Annotated in this window: 20 protein-coding genes and 1 pseudogene; 6 read left to right on the forward strand and 15 right to left on the reverse strand. The window is 51.4% G+C overall.

Features of this window, described 5'->3' with window-relative positions:
* Positions 1-69 precede the first annotated feature (69 nt).
* Positions 70-690 carry a sel1 repeat family protein gene (locus tag NT239_01600; protein ID XGA71560.1) on the forward strand — a complete coding sequence of 207 codons (621 nt, stop codon included), beginning with the start codon at positions 70-72 and terminating at the stop codon, positions 688-690.
* Positions 690-1,835 (forward strand): TPM domain-containing protein, encoded by a 1,146-nt coding sequence (locus NT239_01605; protein XGA71561.1) that lies wholly within the window; start codon positions 690-692, stop codon positions 1,833-1,835. The genes NT239_01600 and NT239_01605 overlap by 1 nt, the downstream gene beginning before the upstream one ends.
* 91 nt (positions 1,836-1,926) lie before the next feature.
* Here NT239_01605 and NT239_01610 read toward each other — a convergent pair whose 3' ends face one another.
* From NT239_01610 to NT239_01640, 7 genes and pseudogenes are all read right to left on the reverse strand, one after another.
* A complete protein-coding gene (locus NT239_01610; protein XGA71562.1) occupies positions 1,927-2,433 on the reverse strand; it encodes a TPM domain-containing protein in 507 nt (168 codons plus the stop codon).
* Positions 2,433-3,278, reverse strand: a complete 846-nt coding sequence (locus NT239_01615) for a TPM domain-containing protein (protein ID XGA71563.1) — start codon at positions 3,276-3,278, stop codon at positions 2,433-2,435. Before NT239_01615 ends, NT239_01610 begins: the two co-directional genes overlap by 1 nt.
* Positions 3,278-4,138 (reverse strand): TPM domain-containing protein, encoded by an 861-nt coding sequence (locus NT239_01620; GenBank protein XGA71564.1) that lies wholly within the window; start codon positions 4,136-4,138, stop codon positions 3,278-3,280. Before NT239_01620 ends, NT239_01615 begins: the two co-directional genes overlap by 1 nt.
* A 113-nt stretch (positions 4,139-4,251) precedes the next feature.
* Positions 4,252-4,845 (reverse strand): LemA family protein, encoded by a 594-nt coding sequence (locus NT239_01625; protein ID XGA71565.1) that lies wholly within the window; start codon positions 4,843-4,845, stop codon positions 4,252-4,254.
* A 324-nt stretch (positions 4,846-5,169) separates the two neighbouring features.
* Positions 5,170-5,718: a hypothetical protein gene (locus NT239_01630; protein XGA71566.1), complete on the reverse strand. Its 549-nt coding sequence runs from the start codon at positions 5,716-5,718 to the stop codon at positions 5,170-5,172.
* A 158-nt stretch (positions 5,719-5,876) separates the two neighbouring features.
* On the reverse strand, positions 5,877-6,809 hold the full coding sequence (locus tag NT239_01635) for an alpha/beta hydrolase (GenBank protein XGA71567.1): 933 nt from the start codon (positions 6,807-6,809) through the stop codon (positions 5,877-5,879).
* A 68-nt stretch (positions 6,810-6,877) separates the two neighbouring features.
* A pseudogene (locus NT239_01640) lies at positions 6,878-7,813 on the reverse strand (alpha/beta hydrolase).
* Between the two features lie 148 nt (positions 7,814-7,961).
* On the opposite strand from NT239_01640, the gene NT239_01645 reads away from it, so the two are divergent.
* Together NT239_01645 and NT239_01650 are read left to right on the forward strand one after the other, a co-directional pair.
* Complete coding sequence (locus NT239_01645) at positions 7,962-8,879, forward strand: LysR family transcriptional regulator (GenBank protein ID XGA71568.1); 918 nt, start codon at positions 7,962-7,964, stop codon at positions 8,877-8,879.
* Positions 8,880-9,082: 203 nt separating this feature from the next.
* The gene (locus NT239_01650) at positions 9,083-9,700 is read left to right on the forward strand and encodes a tyrosine-type recombinase/integrase (GenBank protein XGA71569.1); all 618 of its coding nucleotides are present in this window, start codon (positions 9,083-9,085) and stop codon (positions 9,698-9,700) included.
* A 100-nt stretch (positions 9,701-9,800) separates the two neighbouring features.
* On the opposite strand, the gene NT239_01655 is transcribed toward NT239_01650, so the two are convergent.
* Together NT239_01655 and NT239_01660 are read right to left on the reverse strand one after the other, a co-directional pair.
* Entirely contained in the window at positions 9,801-10,748 is a 948-nt protein-coding gene (locus tag NT239_01655; protein ID XGA71570.1) for a hypothetical protein, read from the reverse strand.
* Positions 10,748-11,353, reverse strand: coding sequence for a hypothetical protein (locus NT239_01660; GenBank protein ID XGA71571.1), 606 nt, complete (start codon positions 11,351-11,353; stop codon positions 10,748-10,750). The genes NT239_01655 and NT239_01660 overlap by 1 nt, the downstream gene beginning before the upstream one ends.
* Before the next feature lie 890 nt (positions 11,354-12,243).
* Between NT239_01660 and NT239_01665 the strand changes: the two genes are divergently transcribed.
* A complete protein-coding gene (locus NT239_01665; protein ID XGA71572.1) occupies positions 12,244-12,723 on the forward strand; it encodes a hypothetical protein in 480 nt (159 codons plus the stop codon).
* Positions 12,714-13,847, forward strand: a complete 1,134-nt coding sequence (locus tag NT239_01670) for a hypothetical protein (protein XGA71573.1) — start codon at positions 12,714-12,716, stop codon at positions 13,845-13,847. Before NT239_01665 ends, NT239_01670 begins: the two co-directional genes overlap by 10 nt.
* Before the next feature lie 395 nt (positions 13,848-14,242).
* Here the strand turns inward: NT239_01670 and NT239_01675 are convergent, their stop codons facing one another.
* The 6 genes from NT239_01675 to NT239_01700 form a co-directional block, all read right to left on the reverse strand.
* A complete protein-coding gene (locus tag NT239_01675; GenBank protein XGA71574.1) occupies positions 14,243-15,001 on the reverse strand; it encodes a 2,3-dihydro-2,3-dihydroxybenzoate dehydrogenase in 759 nt (252 codons plus the stop codon).
* Between the two features lie 49 nt (positions 15,002-15,050).
* On the reverse strand, positions 15,051-15,869 hold the full coding sequence (locus tag NT239_01680) for an ABC transporter ATP-binding protein (protein XGA71575.1): 819 nt from the start codon (positions 15,867-15,869) through the stop codon (positions 15,051-15,053).
* Positions 15,870-15,945: 76 nt separating this feature from the next.
* Positions 15,946-17,028, reverse strand: coding sequence for an iron ABC transporter permease (locus tag NT239_01685; GenBank protein XGA71576.1), 1,083 nt, complete (start codon positions 17,026-17,028; stop codon positions 15,946-15,948).
* Entirely contained in the window at positions 17,029-18,054 is a 1,026-nt protein-coding gene (locus NT239_01690) for an iron ABC transporter permease (GenBank protein XGA71577.1), read from the reverse strand. It abuts the gene before it with no gap.
* 37 nt (positions 18,055-18,091) lie between these two features.
* On the reverse strand, positions 18,092-19,060 hold the full coding sequence (locus tag NT239_01695) for an iron-siderophore ABC transporter substrate-binding protein (GenBank protein XGA71578.1): 969 nt from the start codon (positions 19,058-19,060) through the stop codon (positions 18,092-18,094).
* 241 nt (positions 19,061-19,301) lie between these two features.
* Positions 19,302-23,198 (reverse strand): amino acid adenylation domain-containing protein, encoded by a 3,897-nt coding sequence (locus NT239_01700; protein ID XGA71579.1) that lies wholly within the window; start codon positions 23,196-23,198, stop codon positions 19,302-19,304.
* Between the last annotated feature and the right edge of the window lie 3 nt (positions 23,199-23,201).

Consider the following 23,201-nt stretch of genomic DNA (forward strand, 5'->3'; position numbering starts at 1 on the left):
GTCGTGGATTATGCATCCCTTGCCTGTTTGTAATAAGCTGCCTTTCAAAATTATAACGAGCAGGCATTTATGAATCTTACCACTTCATTCTTTTTATTCTTCGCCAGCGTTTTATTATTTTCATCTATTGCTAGTGCCAAATTAACTGAACAGCAAGCCAATAGCCTGTATGCGAACGCACAAAGTGGCGATAAAAGGTCTTTTGACACGTTGTTAGCTGAAGCAAAAAATGGTGATGCATTTGCTCAAAATAAAATGGGCAACTTGGCACGCGGGTACGATAATGCTGCGGCGATTGCTTGGTATCGCAAATCGGCCGATCAAGGTTACGCCAACGCTCAATACAATATGGGACTCTGTTACTACAATGGTTTTGGCACTGCAATCAACTATGCAGAGGCTGCTGTTTGGTATCACAAATCAGTAGCACAAGGCTATGACAAGGCACAGTACAACCTAGGTACCATGTACAAAAGTGGCAAATGTGTGCAGCAAGACTTAGTTAAAGCATTGAGTTTGTATCGCAAAGCTGCCGAGCAAGGAAATATGCATGCGCAAAGTGCTCTGGGATTTCATTACTTATCGGGACAAGGAATTGAAGTGAATTCTGTCCTAGGAGAGTCCTGGATCAAAAAAGCGGCGGCACAAGGTGATGAGCGTGCGTTGAAATACTTAGCCAAAAACAAATAATGAATCGCAGCATATTATTTGGATTAGGCTCATGTGCCGTTTTATTGTCATCCATGTGGTTTTTGCATAATCAACAAAAACCGAGTCCCGCCACGTTCTCTGCAGAATCTGAGCCAATATTTACTCAGTCGACCTTGGCATTGAAGTCCCACATTATCGATAAAGCAGATTTTATCCCGGTAGTCGATATCCCACGTTTTGAGCAGTACATGAGTTGGATTCTCCGTGAGTCCGGCATTGATGTACGTATGGTCTTTTTACCGAATATGGGCAATAAACCAATTGAGACTCTGGCCGTGGATTTGATGTCACAAATGCAAATTGGCAAGCAAACAGGCCAACAACGAGGGATTTTGTTGCTCTACGACGTGCAGGGCCAACGACTTAAAGTTGAAGTTGGTTATGGACTAGAGGCCGTTTTTCCTGACGTGTTTGTAAATTACCTAGTGGAAAAGCACACGAAGACTTTTTTTGCATCGGGGGACGTATCACTAGGTTTGAGGCTAATGCTACGTCTACTGCAACATCGAATGCGTGAAGCCGTAATTGGCAATGATTTCGATCCTCGTACCATCAGCATAGCTAGCGAACTACCACACCTTTCTGGTGGGGCAGGAGTTAAATCGGAGCTTGAAGTCGGAACGACAAGAAACAAACCAGTCGCTCAACCTAACAATGCCGATGCGCTCCCCCCGGGACCATCACCAACAATTGCATACCAGACTTACCTAACTTGGCTCTCTACGTGGCCGTTAAATTCGAACGCCGGTTTCCTAACCACTGAGTCACGACAATATCTAGCATCATTACCGACGAGTCCCGCTTACGCTGAGTATATTTTTCTGAGTGAATATGGCAAACAATTCAAAGTGATTGAGCGTGGTGATTTGGCATTGCTTTATTTCACCGACACACCTTTTGTATCGCCGCATTTTTTTATACAAACTGATGGCGTTTGGCAAATGGACTTAATGGCCGAAGTGCGAAATACCCGTGAGCATAGTGGCGGGGAATACACTTGGGCATACCACGGTGATCAAGACAAATACACTTATGCCTTTCAAGATTTGCTGATAACAGTGGAAGGCTACCGACGTATCAAAGATGGTGATAATCGACCTTTAGTGATACGTGGAGATCATTAATGTTGAAATAAATCGCGTCAGCTCATTCGTGAACTATACGGCGTGTTGGACACTCCTCAATTTGTGATGAAATCACGCATTTGCAAGGGATCTAAGCGATAATTACGGGTTCATTGGAAAGTTCATCGGGGTTGCATAGAGTGCTTGTTAATGGAAAGTGATGCTGTAGTAATTGCCCGAGTGCCTGCACCGCCTCAGTTAAGCCCGCCTCGACTTGCGATGCCGCCAGTTTATTTTGTAGCTGCTGGCAAATTTGATCCCATTGCGCTTGGGGTACGCAAGCAGCAATGCCGCGATCGGCGACCAGTTCGATTTTGCGTTCAGCCAGTAACAAATACAGCACCATGCCGGTATTGCATTCAGTATCCCATACGCGCAAATCAGAAAACCACTGCACAGCCCGTTCACGCGCGCTGAGACCTTGCCAAGCCAATGCGAGAGGCAGACTCGCTTCGATGACAAGGCGAATTTCTCCACGATGCCCACGCTCTGCTTGGCTGATGACTAGCGCGAGGCGCGAGCCCATTTCGTCGTTGAGTTGTTGACGAAAAGGGCTGCGTTTTAGGTGCTGCCAACACCGCGAGAGTTTTGTTGTCATTACCATCTTCCTGAAGCGCCACCGCCACCAAAGCCGCCACCGCCGCCGCTAAATCCACCACCGCCACCAAACCCACCGCCGATGCTGCCGCTGCCCGATGAGATGCCGCTACTTTTGGTGCTAACGATCAGCCCGATGAATGCGCCCAGTGCAATCGCAAATGGCACACTCATACCAAAATACAGTAGCCCTAATCCAGCAATGATGCTGGTACTTGCAAAGCTAATCAAAAAGCCAAAAACACGACGTAAAATGCCCCCCAGCGCAAGCAGCGGGATCAGCAATATAAACGGCAGTTGGCTATCGCTTTGCGATGCGCTCTGCACTTTTGTTTCGGGCAAGGCCTCGCCTTGAATCACGGCGCTGATTTGGTTTACGCCAGCGTTCACGCCGCCAACGAAATCGCCCGCTTTAAAGGCTGGCACAATCGTGTCACGGATAATCCGGCTGGCAATAACATCGGGCAGCGCGCCTTCTAAGCCACGACCCACCTCGATTCTGACCGTTCTATCGTCTTTGGCGATCAGCAACAGCACACCATCATCAACCCCTTTGCGCCCCAACTGCCATGCATCGACAACGCGGATGCTGTATTGCTCTATGGTTTCTTCGCCGGTGGTCGCAACAATCAAAACTACGAGTTGGCTGCCTTTGGCTTGCTCGAGCGAGCTGAGTTTGCTTTCTAATTCACTTTGCTGCTCTGAGCCCAGTGTTTGGGTCAAATCCATCACGCGTGAACGCAAATCAGGAATGTCGATGGGCTTTGCATGGATACATACGCTGAGTATTAACCCCAGAATCAATCCAAATAGTGCCTGCTGCTTAATACCCTTTAGGATAGTCATCACCAACTCCCCGAAGCGCCGCCGCCACCAAAACTGCCCCCGTCGCCGCTATAGCTATCGGAGTCACTCGAGCTCGATGATGATGTGCTGAACATTGACGAGGCAACGCTCGCAGCGGCTAGCAAGCCAGAGTCTGAATCGCTCGAGCGATGCGCTCCTTGGCTTTTTTTGCGGTGGCTCGATTTTTTGTAAGGCTTGCCCTTGGTGGTCTCGGCCTGATTCAAAAAGCGCACCGCGCGTGTGATCAGCACGATGAATCCAAACAGCAGGCCGTAGATTAGCGCGGCAATCCCTGCGCGTTGTGGCACGGCGCCGCCATAAACGGCCGCGGCATAAGTACCGATCAAGAGAATGACGGCGGCGATGTTGGCACCAAAAAACGCCCAAAGCAGCAATCCAATCAACACAATACCGATGCAGGCCAGTGGCGTATCGAGCGCAAAATGTGGTGGCTCTGGCGCAAACGAGCCTAATGCTTGCGCTTGCAGATACTGGCCGATCTGATCTATCGCGCCGTCTATCCCCGCGTAATAGTGGCCGTTCTTGAACTGGGGAACGATCACCTCGCGAATAATCCTGCTGGCGATCACATCGGGCAGCGAGCCCTCCAGCCCGCGACCGACTTCGATGCGCACGGCTCGGTCATTTTTCGCGATCAGTAACAGCACGCCGTTGTCCAAACCCTTCTGGCCGAGTTGCCACTGCTCAACGACGCGGATGCTGTATTGCTCAATACTTTCGATTCCGGTGCTTGGGATGATGAGCACCGCAAACTGGCCGCCCTTGCTTTGCTCAAGTGCGTGTAGCTTGGCTTTTAAGGCCTGTTGCTCAGAATCGGATAATGTCCCGCTCAAATCCATCAACTGTGCTTGAAGTGGAGGCACTTCCACCGTCGAAGCGAAGCAGTTTATTGATAGTATCAGGCTGAATATCAATAACAATAGGCGATTCAAGGCCATACCCAAGACGGGCATTATTTTTTCTCGCTATTAAAATCAACCGTTGGTGCGTTTGAAATGGCTTTTTCATTTTCGACTGTAAAATTAGGCTTGGGGTTTAAGTCGAACATCTTGGCCGTTAAATTGGTCGGAAACGAACGTGCTGTCGTGTTAAAAGTTCGTACGGATTCGATATAGCGATTGCGGGCGACCGTGATGCGATTTTCTGTGCCTTCTAATTGAGCGCTTAAATCGAGGAAATTCTGGTTGGCTTTTAAATCGGGGTATTTTTCAACGACGACCATCAGCCGCGACAGTGCTGACGTCATCCCCGCTTGGGCTTGCTGAAATTGGGCCAGCGCTGCTTCATCTTTAGCCAGCTCGGGCGTGATTTGCATGCTACTTACTTTGGCGCGCGCTTCGGTGACTTCGGTCAGTACTTTTTGTTCATGCGCAGCGTAGCCTTTAACCACATTTACCAAATTGGGCACTAAATCAGCACGGCGCTGGTATTGATTTAATACCTCAGACCATGCGGCATTCACGGTTTCATCTTGTGCTTGCAACGTGTTATAGCCGCAGCCAGTTAATGCGCTGCTGAGCAAAGCAATTAAGAAAATGCGTTTCATAGTGAATACCAGTAGCATGAAGGATAGCTAACATGATGCCGTAGAGCAGCACAAATGACAACACACTGACTCTTTTTGCAAATAGGCGTAATTAATTACATATCGCATGTAATATCTTGGAAATAGCGTTTCGTGTATTGCGAAAGCAGAGGTGTAGGTACCAAAGCTTGGACAATGAAAGGCCGAAAACCAACAAGTTGCGGCCTTCGTTATTTGTTTTAAATTCCAGTGCTGCTCGGCCAAAGCGGAAATGTGCTCACGTCCATCGTTGATGTTCAGTTATTTCGAACAGCGGGTAAATTGATTAGCCAAGCACGGAATCCTTTAGTGGTTAAACCACTCTCGATCTATCGCTTGAATCATTTGCTCAGGGCTTATTTGCTGCGTCATCCGTCCGCGCAACATGCGCCGATGCTCGAAGGACTTCGCTCCTCGTGCCATAACTTTGTCCTTGAATTTGGCAATGTAATCTTCACCGATATGGCTATTGAAGGTGTTGAACAGCACTACATTTTGTCCATCGAATCGGTTGTGCTCAACAAAAGCCCAAATCGGCGGAGCGGGACTATACAGCCATACAGGAGAGCCGAGGTAAACGGTATCAAAGAGCGTCAGATCGAGCGTAGACGGGCTAATTTTTGGTAAAAAATCGGGCTTGGCTCGGCGCGCATTCGCATTCTTGATTGCATGCACCAGACCCAAAGTCCCTAGTTGATAGTCTGGCGCAGCCAAAGGAAATAATGCCGCATTGAGTCGCGTTGCAATATTGCGCGCAGCCAGCGCGGTATTGCCTGAACGCGAGTAATACACCACCGCTGTACGCGAAGTGCTCGCCTGCTTAAATTGAAAAGGCAGCATATTTTTCAAGCGCATTGCCTGCCTGCTTTCAATCCAGGCTACTGCCGACATATAAGTCATCACGAACAGAAATAACACCGCAAGCAAGGCAACTATCCAAAATATTGTCGTCATCGAATTTCTCACATCAATCTAGGTGTATTGCTGTCCTACGCTCTGTTCAATTTGGCTGTTTACAGATGCGTTTCAAAGAATGGGACGAGCTTGGCCATCGCAAGAGCAACGGGTTCAGGTTTGTCATATAGGTCATAATGCGACCAACCTTCAGCCACAACAATTTCCTTGTGTTGTGATGCTGCTCGGCCATAGATTTCCCAGCCATCGCGATATGCACCAAACGCGCCCGGCTTGTCACCAATCACAACCATCAAGGGTTGATTTAACAAGACTTCGGCTTGCTGAAAAGCGTCCCAGCCCATCGCCGCGCTATTAAACAAAAACAGCCCGCTAGTCGCGCCACTTGGTTGTTGGCCTCGCGCTGTTTTGTAGTAATTAGTCGCTTCCAGCACATCAATATCCGTCATGCCAGCCTGACGGCTAGCCTCAACTGAGTCGGGTAGATAGTTAATCACATGACGCGCACTACCTTTCGCTTCTGCTGTACGCTGTGCCGCCATCGCTTTCAGTGCGGCAACTGGATTGAACTGGCTAAACCCTTCACGAATCAGCCGACCGAAGTTGACGCCAGTGATCGATGCCAAAGCTTTGATGCGGTAGTCGGTCATCGCGGCATTGATCGTATACGCACCGCCACCGCAGACGCCAATCGCGCCAATTCGCTCGGTATCAACATAAGGCTGCGACTGTAAATAGTCGATAGCAAAGCGTATGTCAGAAACACGGATGGCTGGATCTTCGATATAGCGCGGTTCGCCGCCACTTTGCCCTTGGAAACTTGCATCGTACGCCAGCACCACAAAGCCAGCTTCAGCGAGTACTCTAGCATAGACATTGCCTGCAGTTTGCTCTTTGCAGCTGCCGATGGGATGCGTACTGACAATGGCTGGATAAGTTTTACTGGCATCAAAATTGGGTGGCAAATAGAGGTCTGCTGCGGTATCCCAACCTAGATTGCGATAGCTAACGTGTTGAATGTGCGTGTGCATGATGTACTTTCCTTTATGAGTTCGGGATAGGCTGGCGCATTGGTGGTCATTGCCAGCCTCAGTCGTGCTTAGTTCAGTGTGCGTTGAAAGAATGGCACTAAGTTAGTCACAGCTTCGGCTACATAAGTGGGGATGTCGTACAACGACATGTGATTCGCGCCCTCGACGATATACAACTGCTTGTCGGTACTTGCGGCACGTGCAATCAAGTCATCACTCATCCATTTGCTACCTGCCGCACTGCCAGCGATGGCCAATACCGGCTGAGTTAAAAAGGCTTCGGCCTTGTTGTACGCGTCGTAGCTAATCAATTGCGTGAGACTGCGCGTCAGCATAAATCCGGGTGCATTTGGATGCTCGCAGCGTGGCGTGTGGTAATACTCCCAAGCTTCACGCAGCTCGGCATTGGGCGCGTCTTCTTCACGCATCGGCGCAAGCGGCAATGTTGCCAATTCTGATTTGGCTGCATCAGCACTGCGGGCTTGCGAGCCAAAATCCAAGTAGGCCATCGCATCGGCATCTTTCACCGTGCCCTCCCAGCCGTTGCGGAACATCGAGCCAATATTCACTGCGCTCACCGTTGCCAACGCTTTGATACGACGATCGTTGATCGCGGCATTGGCCGCGTAGCCGCCGCCGGCGCAAATCCCCATTGCAGCAATGCGCATTGCATCGACATAAGGTAAGGTCGTCAGGTAGTCGATGACTGCGCTGATGTCTTCGGTGCGGATGTACGGATTTTCCGATTGGCGTGGCATGCCGGTGCTTGCGCCTTGGTACGAGGCATCAAAAGCGATAGCGACAAAACCATTTTCAGCCAGTTTGCTGGCGTATAAACCTGCGGTCTGCTCTTTAACGCCACCACCAGGGTGAGTGACCACAATCGCTGGGTAGCTTTGGCTGGCATCAAAATCGCTAGGTAGGTGAATATGGGCTGCCATCGTGATGCCTTGACCATTCAGATTTTGAAATTGAACGCTTTGCATGGTGATACTCCTTGTTTGAGTTTGATTTAAAAACCAACCGCCACTGAGGCTATGGCTTGCTGCTGTCTTGTTGTTGAGTGAATCTTAGGCGCTTGATTGATTAAAAAGAAGAGCACAAAATAAAGCACAGTAGTAAGCAAGGCTTAACAATCAAGGGGGGAAGGAAATGGATCCTTCATTACTGCCGTCATTAGCATGGTTTGCGCATGTGGCTAGGCACCATAGCTTTACGCGTGCTGCGGATGAAATGGGCGTATCGCGAGCGGCGCTGTCGCAAAACCTGAAAGCGCTCGAACGCAAGTTGGGTGTGAAACTGCTGTATCGCACGACGCGTGATATGTCGCTGACCGAAGAAGGGCAACGTCTATACACCGTGCTGCAAGGTGCTTTGCAATCGATCGATGGCGCGGTGCGCACAGTAGGTGATACGCGCGCAGAAGCCTCGGGGCTACTGCGGATTAATACCTCACGATTTGCCGCCAAAACGCTAGTCGAACCGCATTTATCCGAGTTTTTTGCGCGCTATCCCAAGCTGCAACTGGAATTGGTCATCAACGATGGCTTTGCCAATATCATTGCGGAAGGCTGCGATGCAGGAATTCGTCTAGGACAAAGTTTGGCCGAGCATATGACTGCGGTGCCGATTACACCGCCACTCGAAATGGCGGTGGTGGCGACCCCCGAGTATTTTGCAGAGCATGGCGTCCCCTCTACACCCGCCGATCTGGCCAATCATAATTGCCTGCGCTATCGCTATGCCAGCAGTGGCGGTGTGCATCATTGGGAATTTGCGCCACCGGGTACGACGGGGCAGGATTTTGTGATGGAACCGATGGGTAATTACACCACGAACGACGATGAAGGCATGATCCGTGCTGCGCTACAGGGCATTGGCGTGATGCAGCATATCGAAATCACGGTGCGACAGCATATCCGCAGCGGTGCTTTGCAGCGGGTGCTCCAGCCTTGGAGTACCCCATTTGCGGGCTGCTATTTATACATCCCATCGCGCGAGCAATTACCAGCCAAGGTGCGTGCTTTTATGGACTTCATGATTGAAAAACGGGATGACTGGAATATTTGAAGTGGAGAGCTCTAGATTTTGTGTCAGGAGATTAAAAGTAGATGACAGTTTGCTAAGGTCGATGTTCTATGGTTCTGACTGGACAATAATAGTCCGCAAACATTTCTATAACGGCCTTTCACCCCTGAAAGTATGCAAAACGATCAATCCGACATTGGTGTCGTTTGAATAATTAAACTCCTTTTAACCCCAAGGAGTTAGTCATGTCTCTCGATACTCACCATGAACCATGGAATAAAGGCAAGCTTGTTGGTCAGAAACCGCCGCTAAAGCTTAAGGAAATTTGGGCTATTCGAATTCGATTGCAACTAGGTAAAAAAGTGCGCGATCTTGCCATGTTCAACTTAGCGATCGACAGCAAGTTACGGGGTTGCGACTTAGTTAATTTAAAGGTACGAGACGTTTGTCATGGCAACCAAGTAGCATCACGCGCCTCTGTACTCCAGAGCAAAACCCAACGTCCTGTGCAATTTGAAATTACAGAACCAACACGTGACGCTGTTTCTGCTTGGATTTCTCATGCAAAACTACGTTCTGATCAGTATTTATTTCCAAGTCGACAACGTCAGTTGTCGCCGCACATTTCGACTAGGCAATATGCCCGCATTGTAAATCGCTGGGTTAGTTCAATTGGTTTAGATCCAACTGAATACGGCACGCACACCATGCGAAGAACTAAGGTCACGCTGATATACAAGCGTACAAAAAACTTGCGCGCAATTCAGTTGCTGCTTGGACATGCAAAAATGGAGAGCACCGTTCGTTATCTTGGCATTGAAGTTGATGATGCTCTCGAAATATCAGAGCAGACTGAAATATAGCGAACTACCGTAGCTGGATGACAAAGGGCTAAGGCCGCAACCCGATGGTTTGCGGCCTTTCGTATTTCAGACGACGGCATCGACACATCGGCCGAAGCGGTCAAAGGGTGTCCCCTTTTTGCTTGATATACTTGTTGTTGATCCTCACCGCCAGCACTCCCGCGCCGATCAGCATCACACCCAGCAGCATTAGGCCGATGGGGCCCGCAAGGCTGTCGGGAAAATGCTTATCCATGAAATAGCCTACATAGCCCAGCGTCGCCATCGTACCCACTGCCAACAGTGTGCCCGAACGAACTACGGTCGAGAGGAAAATGATGCCGCAGGCAAGGCCGAGGAACAAGATTTCAAACGGTGTCTTATGCAGCCAGTCGCCCATCGCACAGAGGAACATGATCGGCCCCAGGAAATAGCAGATTGGTGCTAGCGACTTGTGCTTCGATTTGCCAAGGCTCCAGCCGATGCAGGTCAGCGATACTCCCATGACGACTCCGATGAGGTTAGCGTCGATGTGCATCAAGTCGAAGGCGATGGCGAAAAAGAAGGAGCCGAAGAAGAGCGTGGTCAGTGCCAGCACCGTACGGTCCTTGGCGCAGAACGTAAATCCTTGCTGTATCGCCATCACTAAACACATGAACAGCATGCCATGAGCAGGGTTGCCGCCGCGCGAAAACTCAGTAAGCGTCACCAGAATTCCAGTCGGCTGCAGCAGCGCAGCCAGAAGGAATAGCGGTGCCGCAGCCTTTTCGAGGCTATCGCGCATAGTGCAGGTGATAGCCATGATAAAGAGGCAGAAGCCCGAGCCAAGCGTAGTCAAAATTCGTGACACCGTGCCCATTTCGTCCCACTGCATGCCGATAAAATAGGTCATTCCCGAAATAATGAACAATCCGCCGATATATCCGAACAGGCGAGCAAGGATGCTGCTGTTCTTCTTCGCCCTAACGTCGGAGCTACCTTTCAGTGCGGCAGCGATTTCGTCAATCGTAATGCCGTGACTTTTCATCAGCGTAATGATGTCATCTAGCGCATCGTGTCGGTTTGCCATTATGGGGTTACCCAGCCGATAAATTGCGCCTGCCCGCTGTAAAAGTAGGTGCGCCCGTCATCTGGCGACAGCTTCACATTGCGCGAGCCGTTGGTAATCGTGGTATTGCTTGAATTGCGCCCCCAACCAAAGAAGATTTCGTTGAACAGCCCACCGTGGCGGTAATAGCTGTCGCTCAGCTCGTAACCGTCCGGAGATTTCAGCTCGGTAGATAGTTTCATGCTCTTAGTAGCCTCGACCGCTTCTTCGCGCATGCCGGTTATTTGATCGACATTATTGGGTAGGCCTAATTCCAGCTCGCGTACTCGTTGTGTCTTGGCATCGAAGAGATACAGCTTGCGCCAGTAGAAACCATAGTTGTTACTACTGTCCTTCAGCTTGGAATACTGTGCCATTAGCACACCGTTTTTTACAACAAGGTTAACCGAGACAGGCATCGACTGATTGTTGCGGTAATCGCCGATGCTGAAGACAAGGTTGTATTTCGGCGGGTCGCCCAAAGCTGGCAGGGAGCTAGCTACCATGAAACCGATCATCAGTAGCACCGGCAAGGTCAATCCGACGATCAGAACGAAATTCTCCTTGAAGAAATTCTTTGCAGCCATATGGCCCTCCTTTCTGCAGCTGAGGTAGCTTTAACAAGATGTGTATTGATATTGTCAGCCGAGAATGCAGATTGATATTAGGCCTTTAGTGAAAAAGGCGCAAAATTTTGAGTAATAAGTCATTTAGCAATTACAGACTTCATCATCCACCCTCCCAAAAAAGATCTGAGGATGTCGGATTTTAGGTGGTTAAAACAGATGGGATCGTGGGACGCTTACGGTATTGGGTATCGCCAGTTAGGGTCTACATGACCTGCGCAGCGTGGATTGGGTAATCCCCCCGTTTTTAAACGAGGTTAGAAGTAGAAGGTTAAGCTGCTAATGCTAACTTCTGTTTCGGGGTGATTACCCTAACGGCATTCGGAAAGAGCCACATTCAACTGGGCGAAAGTTGAAGCAGAAAATCGTTAAAAACCATATAAATCAAAGGTTTTCACTGTAAAACAGCAAGTGGTAGATTTACAGTGAAAACTGTTGATCTCATAAAGAAAAATGACCTTCGCGGGGCTTTGCAGGAAGTCAGATTCGATGAGTGCTCTAAGTCAAAGCAGAAAAAGCGAAAGGCCGCAAACCATCAGGTTGCGGCCTTCATTATTTGTGGTGAGTTCTAGTGCTGCTCGGCCAAAGCGGACTGTACGAGCCAATTTGCTGATGGCCAAATTTTGTGCTCCACTTCAATGAATAAGTAATTTGGTTTAGACGTTGTGCAAAATATCCTTTAACTTGCGTCTCTAATTTCTTTCGACTTGAACATAGCCTTGATTGCGTTGTGCAGCTGTTAGCTATCCATACAATTGCCGACATGTTACTGCGGCGTATCGATATTTGGCGGTCAAACGATTCACTATCGTGAAAATGGTCAAGTGATAACCCTTTAAGGATATTCAGTGATGCCAAATCTGTTTCGACTGAATGGCTTTTTCTTGGCTTGCTTCGCAACAGTCATGCTCAGTGGCTGCGTCAATTATGGTGAGTTTCAGCGCTTCCAGCAGCTCAATTATGGCTATGGCTACTACACCGGCTACTCGGTTAAGGCGGTAACGACTGAGGGGACGAACCGCCATGTGATTTACTACTTGGGCGGCACGATGGCCACGGGGCGCAATTGGCTGGATTTTTATACGCTCGTGGGCGCGTTTGAAACCGGACAGCGTCTTGGATTTCAGTGCATGGATGTGCGCTGGAAAGGCGGCTACCAACCCTTGCAACTCGCCGACGGCCCACCTACGGCCTGGCGCACGATTGAATATCGCACTGAACCTTGTCTGAGTAATCCAGCGCAAAAAGTCTACGCGATCAGTGATTTACCCCAAATTCTGCGCCAAGGTGTGCGCACTGTTGATATTGAAGCGAGCCAAACATGGGACTAAATATCATGCTGGTCAGTATGCTGCTGACCGTATCTAGCGTGGCCTCAGCGGGGCTATTGACTGCTTTTCGCGGTGATCCACCGGTGCCTAAAGGTGCACTCAAGGTGGTTGATTTTCCGCGAGATGGACTTTGTTTCTGGCTGGATGATCAAACGATACTGTGTAGCCATCAGCGCAGGCATATGAATTTAGCTGGCGATCCTCTCGAACGCGTGTTAGTTGAACATAGGCTTAATGAAGGTAAAGAGATACTGCATGAAAATATCACTGGGGCACTAAAGTGTGTCGATCCACGTTCTCGGCGGGTGCAAATTGATCTAGAACGCAAAGGCACAGGATATTACGGGCAAGTTTATGCCATGGGTATTTGGGGCCAGCCCTTGCAGGAATATCAACCTTTTCGCAAGGAAGAACGCCCAGGATGGGTTTCGACTGAATGGGGCTACATCAATCCGTTTTCTTGCCAGTACTATGCAGATCTACCCAAATCAGGTTTGGAATACGAGCCCGGTCGGTTTGGTTTGATGCTTTATGAAGACGATGGCGTCTTGTCTAAGGGCGAATGGACAGAGGCTCGCAATTATAAAAAATGGAAGGAAGAAAATCCAAATCCGAAACGGGGCTACACCAAAGTGATGCTGGAAGATGAGCGGGTGAGTAATTCTGCCGCTATTTTCCCCATGCGCTGGCTCAAGCAAGGCTATTTGGTTTTTAACGCCCATTCAGCAGGGGCCCTATGGGCCAAAGACAGCCCCCAGCAAGTCTGGTTACTTTCAGAGGGCAAACTGCAGAAACAATTTCCGAACATGTATCCCGGCAAACCAGAGGGATGGACTCCGGCACAAGGTGGCTATGAGCATTCCGGCAGCCGTTTTCAGCCGATCCGGACAGGGATGTTGAAGTCAGTAAATTACCCCCCCTTCAAATGGCATGGGCTTTATTTAGCACCGTTTGGTGAACCAGAGAAAGCCATCAAACTCAGCGATGCAGTGACCAGTACGATGCTGGTGTCGCCCAACGGCTGCCGCGTGTTATTGGGCATGCAATGGCCCGATTTGGCAGGCAAGCAAGAATATGCAACGGTCAAACTCAAAGTCGTCGATTTTTGTAAAGGAAATGAATAATGGCACTTGATTCAGTATTGATTAAGGAAAGTTTGGCGCTGGCCAATACCAGCTATAACATTAAATCTGGCGGCGTGAAGGCTGGAGCGAATTCAACGACCAAGTGCAGCGAGCGGTCTTGAATGAATTAGATGAGCCACATGCCCCTGCTTTTATTCGGCAAGTCGAGATGAAGTAGCTAGCTGATTTTGGCTACCGACAAAGAAGTTTTGACTGTCAGCTAAGGCCGAACAGCTCTGGTAAAACCGCAAAAGAAAAAAGGCCGCTACCTGATGAATTGCGGCCTTTCGTTTTTGAAGTCTCGGCATCGACACATCGGCCTGAGCAGCCATTCGGCATACCCGAAGTATGAATAATAATTTTCGCAAGGGCAGGTAGACATTCGAAATTAAAAATCAAACTCCTAGCGTTGCACCGCCATCAACGCACAGATTATGCATCGTGATGTGACGGGCAGCATCGGACAGCAAAAACATAACGGGCGCGGTAATATCTTCCGGTGTTGCCAGTCTGCGCAAAGGAATGCCGGTGCGATACGTCGGTAAAGCACCGTCGATAACGCGCTGCGCATCACTTTCATCGTTCCACAACAAACGCTGCATTGCGGTATCGGTGGAACCGGGCGAGACGATATTGCAGCGTATGCCGTATTCGGCCAGTTCCAAGCCCAAGCATTTGGTGAAGTGGCTCGACGCCGCTTTCGACGCTGCATACGCGGCCATTTGCATGCGTGGCACTTCAGCAGCGTTCGAGCCCACCGTCACGATACTGCCAGCACGACGCGCCTTCATGCGCTGCGCGACCGCTTGCGACAAATAGAATACGCCGTGCGTATTCACGGCAAAAGTGAACTCCCAATCTTCCAAGCTCAGATCGCACACCGCCCCTAGTCGCAACACGCCAGCCACATTGACCAATGCATCAATTGCGCCCAACTCGGTTTCAACACGCTCCACCGCAGCCACAACCGCAGCACTATCGCGAATATCGAGCGCGTAGGCATGCACATTCGGCAACTCGTTTGCCAGCACAGCCAAAGCATCGGCGCGTACATCAAGCGCCGCAACGATAGCCCCTTGCGCGCTCAATGCTCGCACGAGCGACTCGCCGATGCCCTGCGCGGCCCCCGAAACGATTGCAATCTTATTTTTCATACTTGCCTCAATAACCGCAGATGATGAGTGAAATTTTGGGCGGGGGAAATTAGCAGGCTTGCAAAGCAGAACTCTGCGTGAATGTCGAAACCGAAGGCACGACGACTGGGCTAGCATCGCTTGGCGCGAGCAAAATATCGGCATCAACGCCGTACAATGTTTTAACCAGCGCGGGCGTCACGATGTCGCGTGGCGCACCTTGCGCGACGATATAGCCGCCTTGCATTGCGACCAACACATCGGCATAACGCGCGGCAGCAATCAAATCGTGCAACACAATAACCACGCTCGCGCCCGACTGCGCCAGACTTTTGGCCAGCGACAACACTTCGATCTGATGGCCTAAATCTAGCATGCTAATCGGCTCATCGAGCAACATCAGCGGAGCTTGCTGCGCCAATATCATCGCCAACCAACAGCGCTGACGCTGCCCACCCGAGAGCCGATCCAAGCGGCGATGCGCCAAGCCAGCGACGTCACACGCAGCCATCGCTTGCTCGATAATCTGCTGATCGTTTCGAGACCATTGCTGAAACAGGCTTTGATGCGGATGACGGCCATAGCGCACCAGATCCGCCACGCTAATGCCTTCAGGCGCCAAGGGCGATTGCGGCAGTAAAGCGATCGCATGCGCGGCCTGACGCGCGCTCAACTGCCAAACGTCTTTGCCATCGACATACACATGGCCGCTGCTGGGCTTTTGCAAACGCGCAATCGCGCGTAGCAATGTCGATTTTCCGCAGCCATTGGGTCCCACAATCACCACCAGTTGCCCAGCGTCAATTTGCAAACTAACGCCCTTGACCGCCGTATGGCTATCGCTTTTGCTCTCGTAGCGAACGCTTAAATTTTCAACAACTAATCGCATAAACTTCCAATCACCGTCATACCCAATAATGTATCACCATCAAAACAAGACTAAATAATATATACAGAGACATACCCTAAGACTCTCTTTCCCTGCGCAATAACACCCACAGCAAAAATGGCCCGCCCATCAAACAGGTAATCACACCGGCCGGCACTTCAGAGCTACCGCCAGCCGAGCGCCCCAGCGTATCGGCGCACAGCACAATCAGGGCACCAATCAAGCCAGAGCGCACCAGCGGCACCTGATTCGGCGTACTGAAATAGCGCGCCAAAATCGGTGCAGTTAGCGAGATAAACGCTATCGGCCCAGCAATCGATACGCCAAGTGCAGCCAGAATAATCGTCAGCAGCAAAATGAGAAGCTGAGTGAGCTGGACATTGAGCCCCAAACTTGCGGCCAGATCAGATTCAAACCGCAGCAAAGCCAGACGACGCGACAGCAGCAGCGCGCAAGGCAGCAATACCAGCAAACCCATCGCGGCTGGCACGCTCGCCTCGTAACCACGCCCGATCAAACTACCGATGCCCCAGGCGTACAATTCAGTTGATTGCTGCAAATTAATCGTCGACAGCAGCAACTCGGCTACCGCTCGTAATAATGTTGCAATACCAAGACCAACGACCAGCACACGATGGCCCTGATGTCCGGCACGACCGGCTGCCAGCATAACCAAACCCGCAGCCGCTGCAGCCCCCAGCACCGCCAGTGACCATTCGCCAAACAAGCCGTCACCACCCAGTAATAAGCCAGCGATTACCGCCAGTGCGGCACCTTGCGAAATCCCCAGTAAATCCGGCGATGCCAATGGATTACGCGCCATGGTTTGAATCAAGCAACCCGATAAGCCCAGTGCCGCACCGGCAACCAAGCCAGCAACAATGCGCGGCAAGCGAATTTCCAACACCAACAGTTGGGTAGCGCGATCGCCCTCGCCTTGCAAAGCGTGGATGACTGCTTGCGGGCTTAGCATCGTGCTGCCCAACATCAGCGCGATAACGACCGCGAACAGCAAAACCAGCAGGATATTAAGCGAGCCCAGTATCGTTTCTGGCGAATACACCACGGCAAGGGATTTAAATTGAAGCACCGGTGGGGCGCTCGATTCGGAGCAGGCAGTAACCGGAGATGAATCGGGCAAAGAAGGGCGAGTCTGCATTTAAGCCACCAAGCGATTGGATCGCACTAAAACAATCAACAACGGCGCACCGATCAAGGCCAGAATAATACTGACCGGATTATCGTAGGGCTGGCTCAACCAGCGGGCTACAATGTCGGCCACGACCAACACAATCGCGCCAAGCAAAGCGGAACAAAGCACTTGGTTAAATAATCGCGCACCGCTCAGCGAGCGCGCCAAATACGGCGCAATTAAGCCTAGAAAAGCCAAGGGGCCAGCCAAGGCAACGGCCAAACCGCTGAGCAAGGTCGTAATCACGCCGACCAGCATACGGATTAAGGTCGGCTGGTAACCCAGCGCGCGCGCACTATCGTCGCCCAACAGCAAGGCCGACAGCGGCCTAACGATCACGAAAGCCGCCGCCAAGCCCAACAAAAATGCGGGCACCAGCGGCCAGATCATCGCTGGGCTAGCACCGGCTAGCGTACCGAGAATCCAGAAACGATATTGCTCGTAGGCGTTGGCATGGCTGAGCAAAATATACGACGTTGCACCGGAAAAAGTCGCCCCCAGAGCCAAGCCCGCCAGCACCAAACGCAGCGGTGACGCAGCATTTGGGCCTGATTGGGCAATCAGTAGCACCAGCATATTGGCGATCAGTGCGCCAATAAATGCCCACAGCAAATAATCGAGGCTGCTTTGTACCGCCCCCAGCGTAAAGCCGATCACGATGCCGAGCGCAGCACCGGCATTAACACCGAGCAAACCAGTATCGGCCAGCGGATTACGAGTCGCCGATTGCAACAAAGCCCCCGCAACGCCTAGGCTGGCACCGACCATGACGCCAGCCAAAGTGCGAGGCAGGCGCAAATCATGAATCACCATCGCCAGCTGATCTTGCACTGCCGGATTAACACTATCCTGCCCCATCAGGTAATTCAAACTGGCCTGCATACCCAACTGGCCAGAGCCCGATAGCAAAGACAAGCCTATCAATGCCAGCAGGGTCAGCAATAACAACGCTGCCAGACTGATTTGGCGTGGCGGATACAAGCTAGCGGCCATGATGTAAACCATTCAACAAAACAATCATCGCCATCATTTAATTCGCCGCTGGTAGCAGATTTTTTTCAAGATCATCAAGCACCGCCAATGCCGCCAATGGGCCGCCGGTACTGGTCCACAGCGAACCGTCGATAATTCGCACTTGCTGGGTTTTGACGACCTTCAGATTTTTAAATGCTGGCGCCGTTTGTACGGCTTTCAGCGTTTCAGCCGCTTCGCCTTCGGGCGACAAGGTACCAATAAACATCCAATCGGCATCAATTTCGCTGAGCACTTCTAAACTGAGCGGTTTAGAGTGATTCGTTCCCGGTCCCATCTGACCCGCAGGGCGCTTTAAACCCAGATCTTGCACGATCAAGCTGGAAAACGCGTCTTTAAACATATAGCCGGGGCCTTTTGGATTCCAGCGCACAATGCTGACCGTTTGGTCTGGCTTAATTTTTTGCCTTAACGCAGCCACGCGAGTTTGATACTGGGCGAGAAACTGCTGCGCTTGCGCCTCTTTACCCAACACGGCTGCGATCTGATTAAACGCAGACTTCCAATCCGAACCCGTTTTGACCGCCACGACCGTGGGTGCGATACGCTGCAATTTGGCGATGATTTGTTGATCGCGCAAATCAGTGAGAATCAAATCGGGTTTGGCCGCCAGCACTTTATCCATATTGGGCTGGGCAAATCCGCCAACGCTAAGGACCTCGGCATTCTTGTGATGTAAATGGCTTTGCAGATAATGCGGCATACCTGATTGACCACGGCCATTGGTAGCGCCCACTGGCTCGATACCCAGTGCCAGCAAGGCATCCAATTCAAATTCGCCTAAGGCCAAAATACGCTGTGGCGATTGCGGAATGCTCACTTTACGCTCGGCCGCATCGACCATCTCACGACTCGGTACACTCGGCGCGCCATCGGCAAGCGGCGCGCGTGATGTCAAAACAAAAAACGCCATCACCGCCAGCAAAACCGCCAGCACCGTACCCCGCCATACTATTTTTTTATTCATATCCCCGCCTAATCTTTAAATTTACGCGCAGTTTACACCAAAACGATAATGATAATGATTGCTTTTAATTACTCAGAGCAAATCGAATGTAGCGTGCTCAATCCAGCGAGCGCAAAAGCCAGAATATGGGTATATGACTAAAAACAATGTAGCCATTATCCTGCAACCATATACCCATAGAAGATTGGATTAATCAGTCATCGCAGTTGCCGAGCTAAACAACGCTACAGCCCACTACTGATCATTTCAAACCCAGTCGCGCCGCCAGCGTCTGACCAATCACGCGCATTGGGGCAGGATCGCTAAGGCCAAAATGATTGCAATCCAGATTTAGGCATTCGAGCTTCCCTGTCAGATATGGCAGCCAGCTGGCCGCCGCTGGAGCTGCCTCGCTATCGAGTGCTGCACGAAATAACAGCAAGTCACCCGAGTAGGTCTCGGTCTGGCTTTGTCGAAACAACTTCATCCCGTGCCATGCCCTGTCCCCCAAACGATGCAGCTCCGCAGTATCGAGCGCGGCAAACGGGCTACCCGGACGCTGCAAACGCAGGTAAATATCATCAACACTTAAATCTGCAGCTGCGATTTCACCATTCACACTCAACACCGTGATCAGCGCATCGTGCAAAGTCGGTTCGCGCCAATTTGTGAACGCGGCCGCCGGATAGCTATCCATCAGCGCGACGAGCTCCACCACTGCTCCGCGTTGCTGCAAACGCACGGCAATCGCCTGCGCTAATGCCCCGCCAAGCGACCAACCGAGTAAGCGGTAAGGCCCTTGCGGCTGCTGCTCGACAATACGCGCAACATAGCGTTCAACCCAGCTGGCAAAGTCAGCCTCTCGCAGTTGGCTATCGGCCTGCAAACCATAAATAGCCACACCGGGTAGGTGCTTGGCCAAGCCCAGATAGCACCACGCCAAACCCTCAGCAGGATGCAAGCAAAAAAGTGCAGGCAAACTGCCCTGCTGGATCGGCAATAGGGGGGCAAAAGCGGTATGACCACCAGCCTCTTGCGGTGGCCGGTGCGCGACCGGTGCACTCAAAGCTTTGGCCAAAGCGGCAACGGTGGCATGACTGAACAAAATCGATGCGGCGACTTCACGCTGCAAAGCACGGCTAAGCTGGCTAGAAACCTGAATCGCCTGTAGCGACTTACCGCCTAGATCAAAGAAATTGGCATCAATATCGGCAGGCATTTCGCCAAGTACGTCAAACCACACCTGCATAATTTGCTGCTCTAAAGGGCTGGCATCGGGTAGCTCGCCCACCGACTGCTCGGCAAGCAAACCCGCCAGATGTTTTCTATCAATTTTCCCGTTCACATTACGTGGCAAGCTCGCAGGGTAATGCCACTGATCAGGAATTGCAGGCGCGGCCAATAAATCAGCCAAATGCGAGCGCAATTGCGCGGGTGTTTGCACCTGAGTGCAAACTACAAACGCCGCCAGCGTATACGCGCCATTGCGACGGCGCACCGCGACAACGGCGGCCTCTGCAATCGCCGGATTGCTAAGCAGTGCATTTTCAATTTCGCTCGGATCAATGCGCAGGCCGGAAATTTTAATTTCATGGTCAAGACGACCCAGAAAAACCAGCTGTCCATCAAGCAGACACGCTCTGTCACCAGTTCGATAAGCACGTGGCGAGCCGTCCAATTGCGACAACGTCACAAAACGGCGTGCAGTTAATTCGGGCTGTCCGTGATACGCCAAAGCCAGCGCCTCTCCGGTCAGTAACAATTCACCAGCCTGCCCCACTGGTACCGGATACAAATTCTCATCAACAATCAAGGCTCCAACACCGGGGCGCGGCACACCGATCGGCACACTATCGCTACCATCCCACACGCAATCGGGGCCAGCCAGAGCCGCAGTGGTCGCAATGATGGACGCTTCGGTCGGGCCGTAACTATTAAGCAGTGTTTGCGAAGGCAACAGCGCACCCCAGCGCCGAGCCCGTTCAGGCAAAGCCGCTTCGCCACCGATAATTGTCAACCTCACTGTGGTCAATTGCTGCGCTTGATCTTCAGTTAGCGCATGCGCCAATTCATGCCAGTAAGCCGTTGGCAAATCAAGGATGGTAATTTGCTTGGCAGCAATAAAGTCGCTGAATGTTGCGCTCGAATCGAGCATCGCATCGGTGCGCAAAATCAAGGTCGCGCCGTGGCATAGCGCGAGAAATATTTCTTCGATACTGGCGTCAAAATGCAGCGGTGCAAATTGCAAAACCCGATCAGTTTCGCCAACCGCATACAATTGGCCTGCACTGGCGACAAACTGCGACAACGCACCATGCCCCAGCAAAACGCCGTTGGGCACGCCAGTTGAGCCTGAGGTATACAGCAAATAGGCCGGATCGTTTGCCGTGGGCAAGAATGCAGCCGGCACGAGCAGATTCATTGTATTTGGCGCGTCAAGCAAAACCGTCTTTACGGCCCCAACCTTGCCTGCCCAGCACTGCAAAGTCACCACTTGCTGCGCTTGAGCATCGAGCAAAACTCGCTCTAAGCGCGTCGCAGGCCCCAATGGATCAAGCGGCACGTAGCAGCCACCGGCCCATAAAGTCGCCAGAATCGCGACTATCGCCTCTGGGCTACGGGGCAGCAAAATCACGACACGATCGCCCGGCTGCATACCGTTAGCCAGCAACCGCGCCGCCATTTGCTGTACTTGCGTGCGCAGCGCTGCATACGTCAAACTGCCTGCAGTGCGGCCATGGCCTTGCTTGAACTCGATAGCCGCTTTATCTGCATAGCGCTCGGTCATGACGAGCAGCTGAGCGATAACCGATTCAGGCTTTTTTAGGAGTGCCTCGCCCTCCATTTGCGCCAATGCTGGCAAATCACGCAACAAGTCGGTCAATGGCGCTTGCGGGCTTAATGCAGACAACTCGGCGACAAAAGCCATTAAATCGGCTTGCAGTTCGGTCAAGCGCGCCATGCTGTAGGCATTTGGATTAGCCTCCATGCACACGCGCCATTCGGTATTGAGCACCGACACGCTGATATTCAAGTCTTTGACGGGCCCGGCCGTAATCGGATGAATAATGCTGCTCAAACCCGCAAACGGCGCATGGCGATCAAATGGCATGATGTTGACGGCCTGATTGAATAAATGCTTACCGATTTCCAGCAACCCAAGATCGGCGCGGATCCAGCCGTAGCGATAGTACAAATGCGGCCGTATCGTACGCATGTTGCTTGCCAACTGAGCACTCAGTTCTTGCATGCTTTGCTCTGGATCGAGATACACGCTCATCGGTACGATATTCATCGCCATGCAGGGAATATTGATCGCAGGCGTTCCCAGTCGATTCATCACCGGCAAGCCGAAAGTGAACTGCCGTTGCCCAGATTGCTTGGCCAGCCATGCACTGATCGCCGCCAGCATCCAGCTCCCCCAATCTTGACCGCATTGCTTGGCGGCACGCTGCAAGACACTTAATTCCTCGCTACTCAAGCGCGTACTATGGCGCAGCACATCGTCGGAAAAATCTTGCGCTGGATCTATCGTTACCGAACCTGGTGCATTTTTCATATGCGCCATCCAAAACGCCTGATCTTTCGCGCGTTTTCCAGTCTCGGTATACGTTTGCTCAGCGGCAATGATTTTGTTTAGCGACCAATCGGGTAGAGTCGGCAAGGGCTGTTGCAGCACTAGCGCGCTATAACGCGCCGCTACCGCCTGACCAATCAAGCCATAAGCGAAACCATCAATCGCGATATGATGGATTTGCAAATACCAGAGCTGTTTATCCGCCGCTGTTTGCAAAACCGCACTACGGAATAAGGGATCTTTAGTCGGATCGCACAGAACTGACAAAGATTGCTTGATCCACGCTTGCGCAGCCGCGTCGGCGTCAGCCTCGCCGCGCAAATCAATATATTCCAGCTTGGCATTGCGTTCTTGCGGCCACAACCACAAACCTTCATCGTTCATTTCGAACCGCGTGTGCAATGTTGCGGCATGATTGAGCACATCGGTGACCGCTGTACTTAGCGCGGCCAAATCGAGTTGCCCCGTCAATTCAATCGCTTCGGCGGTCAGGTAACACGGGCTTTGAGGCGCCATTTGTTGCCCCATCCAGATGCCGAACTGGGCTGAAGTTGCTGGCAAACGGGCAAAGTTTGATTTCATCTC

It is taken from the genome of Chitinibacter sp. SCUT-21, assembly GCA_041874755.1.
Lineage (GTDB): Bacteria > Pseudomonadota > Gammaproteobacteria > Burkholderiales > Chitinibacteraceae > Chitinibacter.

Bases quoted from the DNA above. Each gene is read 5' to 3' on its own strand.
- NT239_01655 (XGA71570.1), bottom strand. From the start codon at position 10,748: ATGGCAAACCGACACGATGCGCTAGATGACATCATTACGCTGATGAAA.
- NT239_01630 (XGA71566.1), bottom strand. From the start codon at position 5,718: ATGCGCTTGAAAAATATGCTGCCTTTTCAATTTAAGCAGGCGAGCACT.
- NT239_01680 (XGA71575.1), bottom strand. From the start codon at position 15,869: ATGCGATTAGTTGTTGAAAATTTAAGCGTTCGCTACGAGAGCAAAAGC.
- NT239_01620 (XGA71564.1), bottom strand. From the start codon at position 4,138: ATGGATTTGAGCGGGACATTATCCGATTCTGAGCAACAGGCCTTAAAA.
- NT239_01665 (XGA71572.1), top strand. From the start codon at position 12,244: ATGCCAAATCTGTTTCGACTGAATGGCTTTTTCTTGGCTTGCTTCGCA.
- NT239_01615 (XGA71563.1), bottom strand. From the start codon at position 3,278: ATGACTATCCTAAAGGGTATTAAGCAGCAGGCACTATTTGGATTGATT.
- NT239_01685 (XGA71576.1), bottom strand. From the start codon at position 17,028: ATGCAGACTCGCCCTTCTTTGCCCGATTCATCTCCGGTTACTGCCTGC.
- NT239_01625 (XGA71565.1), bottom strand. From the start codon at position 4,845: ATGAAACGCATTTTCTTAATTGCTTTGCTCAGCAGCGCATTAACTGGC.
- NT239_01605 (XGA71561.1), top strand. From the start codon at position 690: ATGAATCGCAGCATATTATTTGGATTAGGCTCATGTGCCGTTTTATTG.
- NT239_01670 (XGA71573.1), top strand. From the start codon at position 12,714: ATGGGACTAAATATCATGCTGGTCAGTATGCTGCTGACCGTATCTAGC.
- NT239_01610 (XGA71562.1), bottom strand. From the start codon at position 2,433: ATGACAACAAAACTCTCGCGGTGTTGGCAGCACCTAAAACGCAGCCCT.
- NT239_01645 (XGA71568.1), top strand. From the start codon at position 7,962: ATGGATCCTTCATTACTGCCGTCATTAGCATGGTTTGCGCATGTGGCT.
- NT239_01635 (XGA71567.1), bottom strand. From the start codon at position 6,809: ATGCACACGCACATTCAACACGTTAGCTATCGCAATCTAGGTTGGGAT.
- NT239_01650 (XGA71569.1), top strand. From the start codon at position 9,083: ATGTCTCTCGATACTCACCATGAACCATGGAATAAAGGCAAGCTTGTT.
- NT239_01690 (XGA71577.1), bottom strand. From the start codon at position 18,054: ATGGCCGCTAGCTTGTATCCGCCACGCCAAATCAGTCTGGCAGCGTTG.
- NT239_01660 (XGA71571.1), bottom strand. From the start codon at position 11,353: ATGGCTGCAAAGAATTTCTTCAAGGAGAATTTCGTTCTGATCGTCGGA.
- NT239_01600 (XGA71560.1), top strand. From the start codon at position 70: ATGAATCTTACCACTTCATTCTTTTTATTCTTCGCCAGCGTTTTATTA.
- NT239_01695 (XGA71578.1), bottom strand. From the start codon at position 19,060: ATGAATAAAAAAATAGTATGGCGGGGTACGGTGCTGGCGGTTTTGCTG.
- NT239_01675 (XGA71574.1), bottom strand. From the start codon at position 15,001: ATGAAAAATAAGATTGCAATCGTTTCGGGGGCCGCGCAGGGCATCGGC.
- NT239_01700 (XGA71579.1), bottom strand. From the start codon at position 23,198: ATGAAATCAAACTTTGCCCGTTTGCCAGCAACTTCAGCCCAGTTCGGC.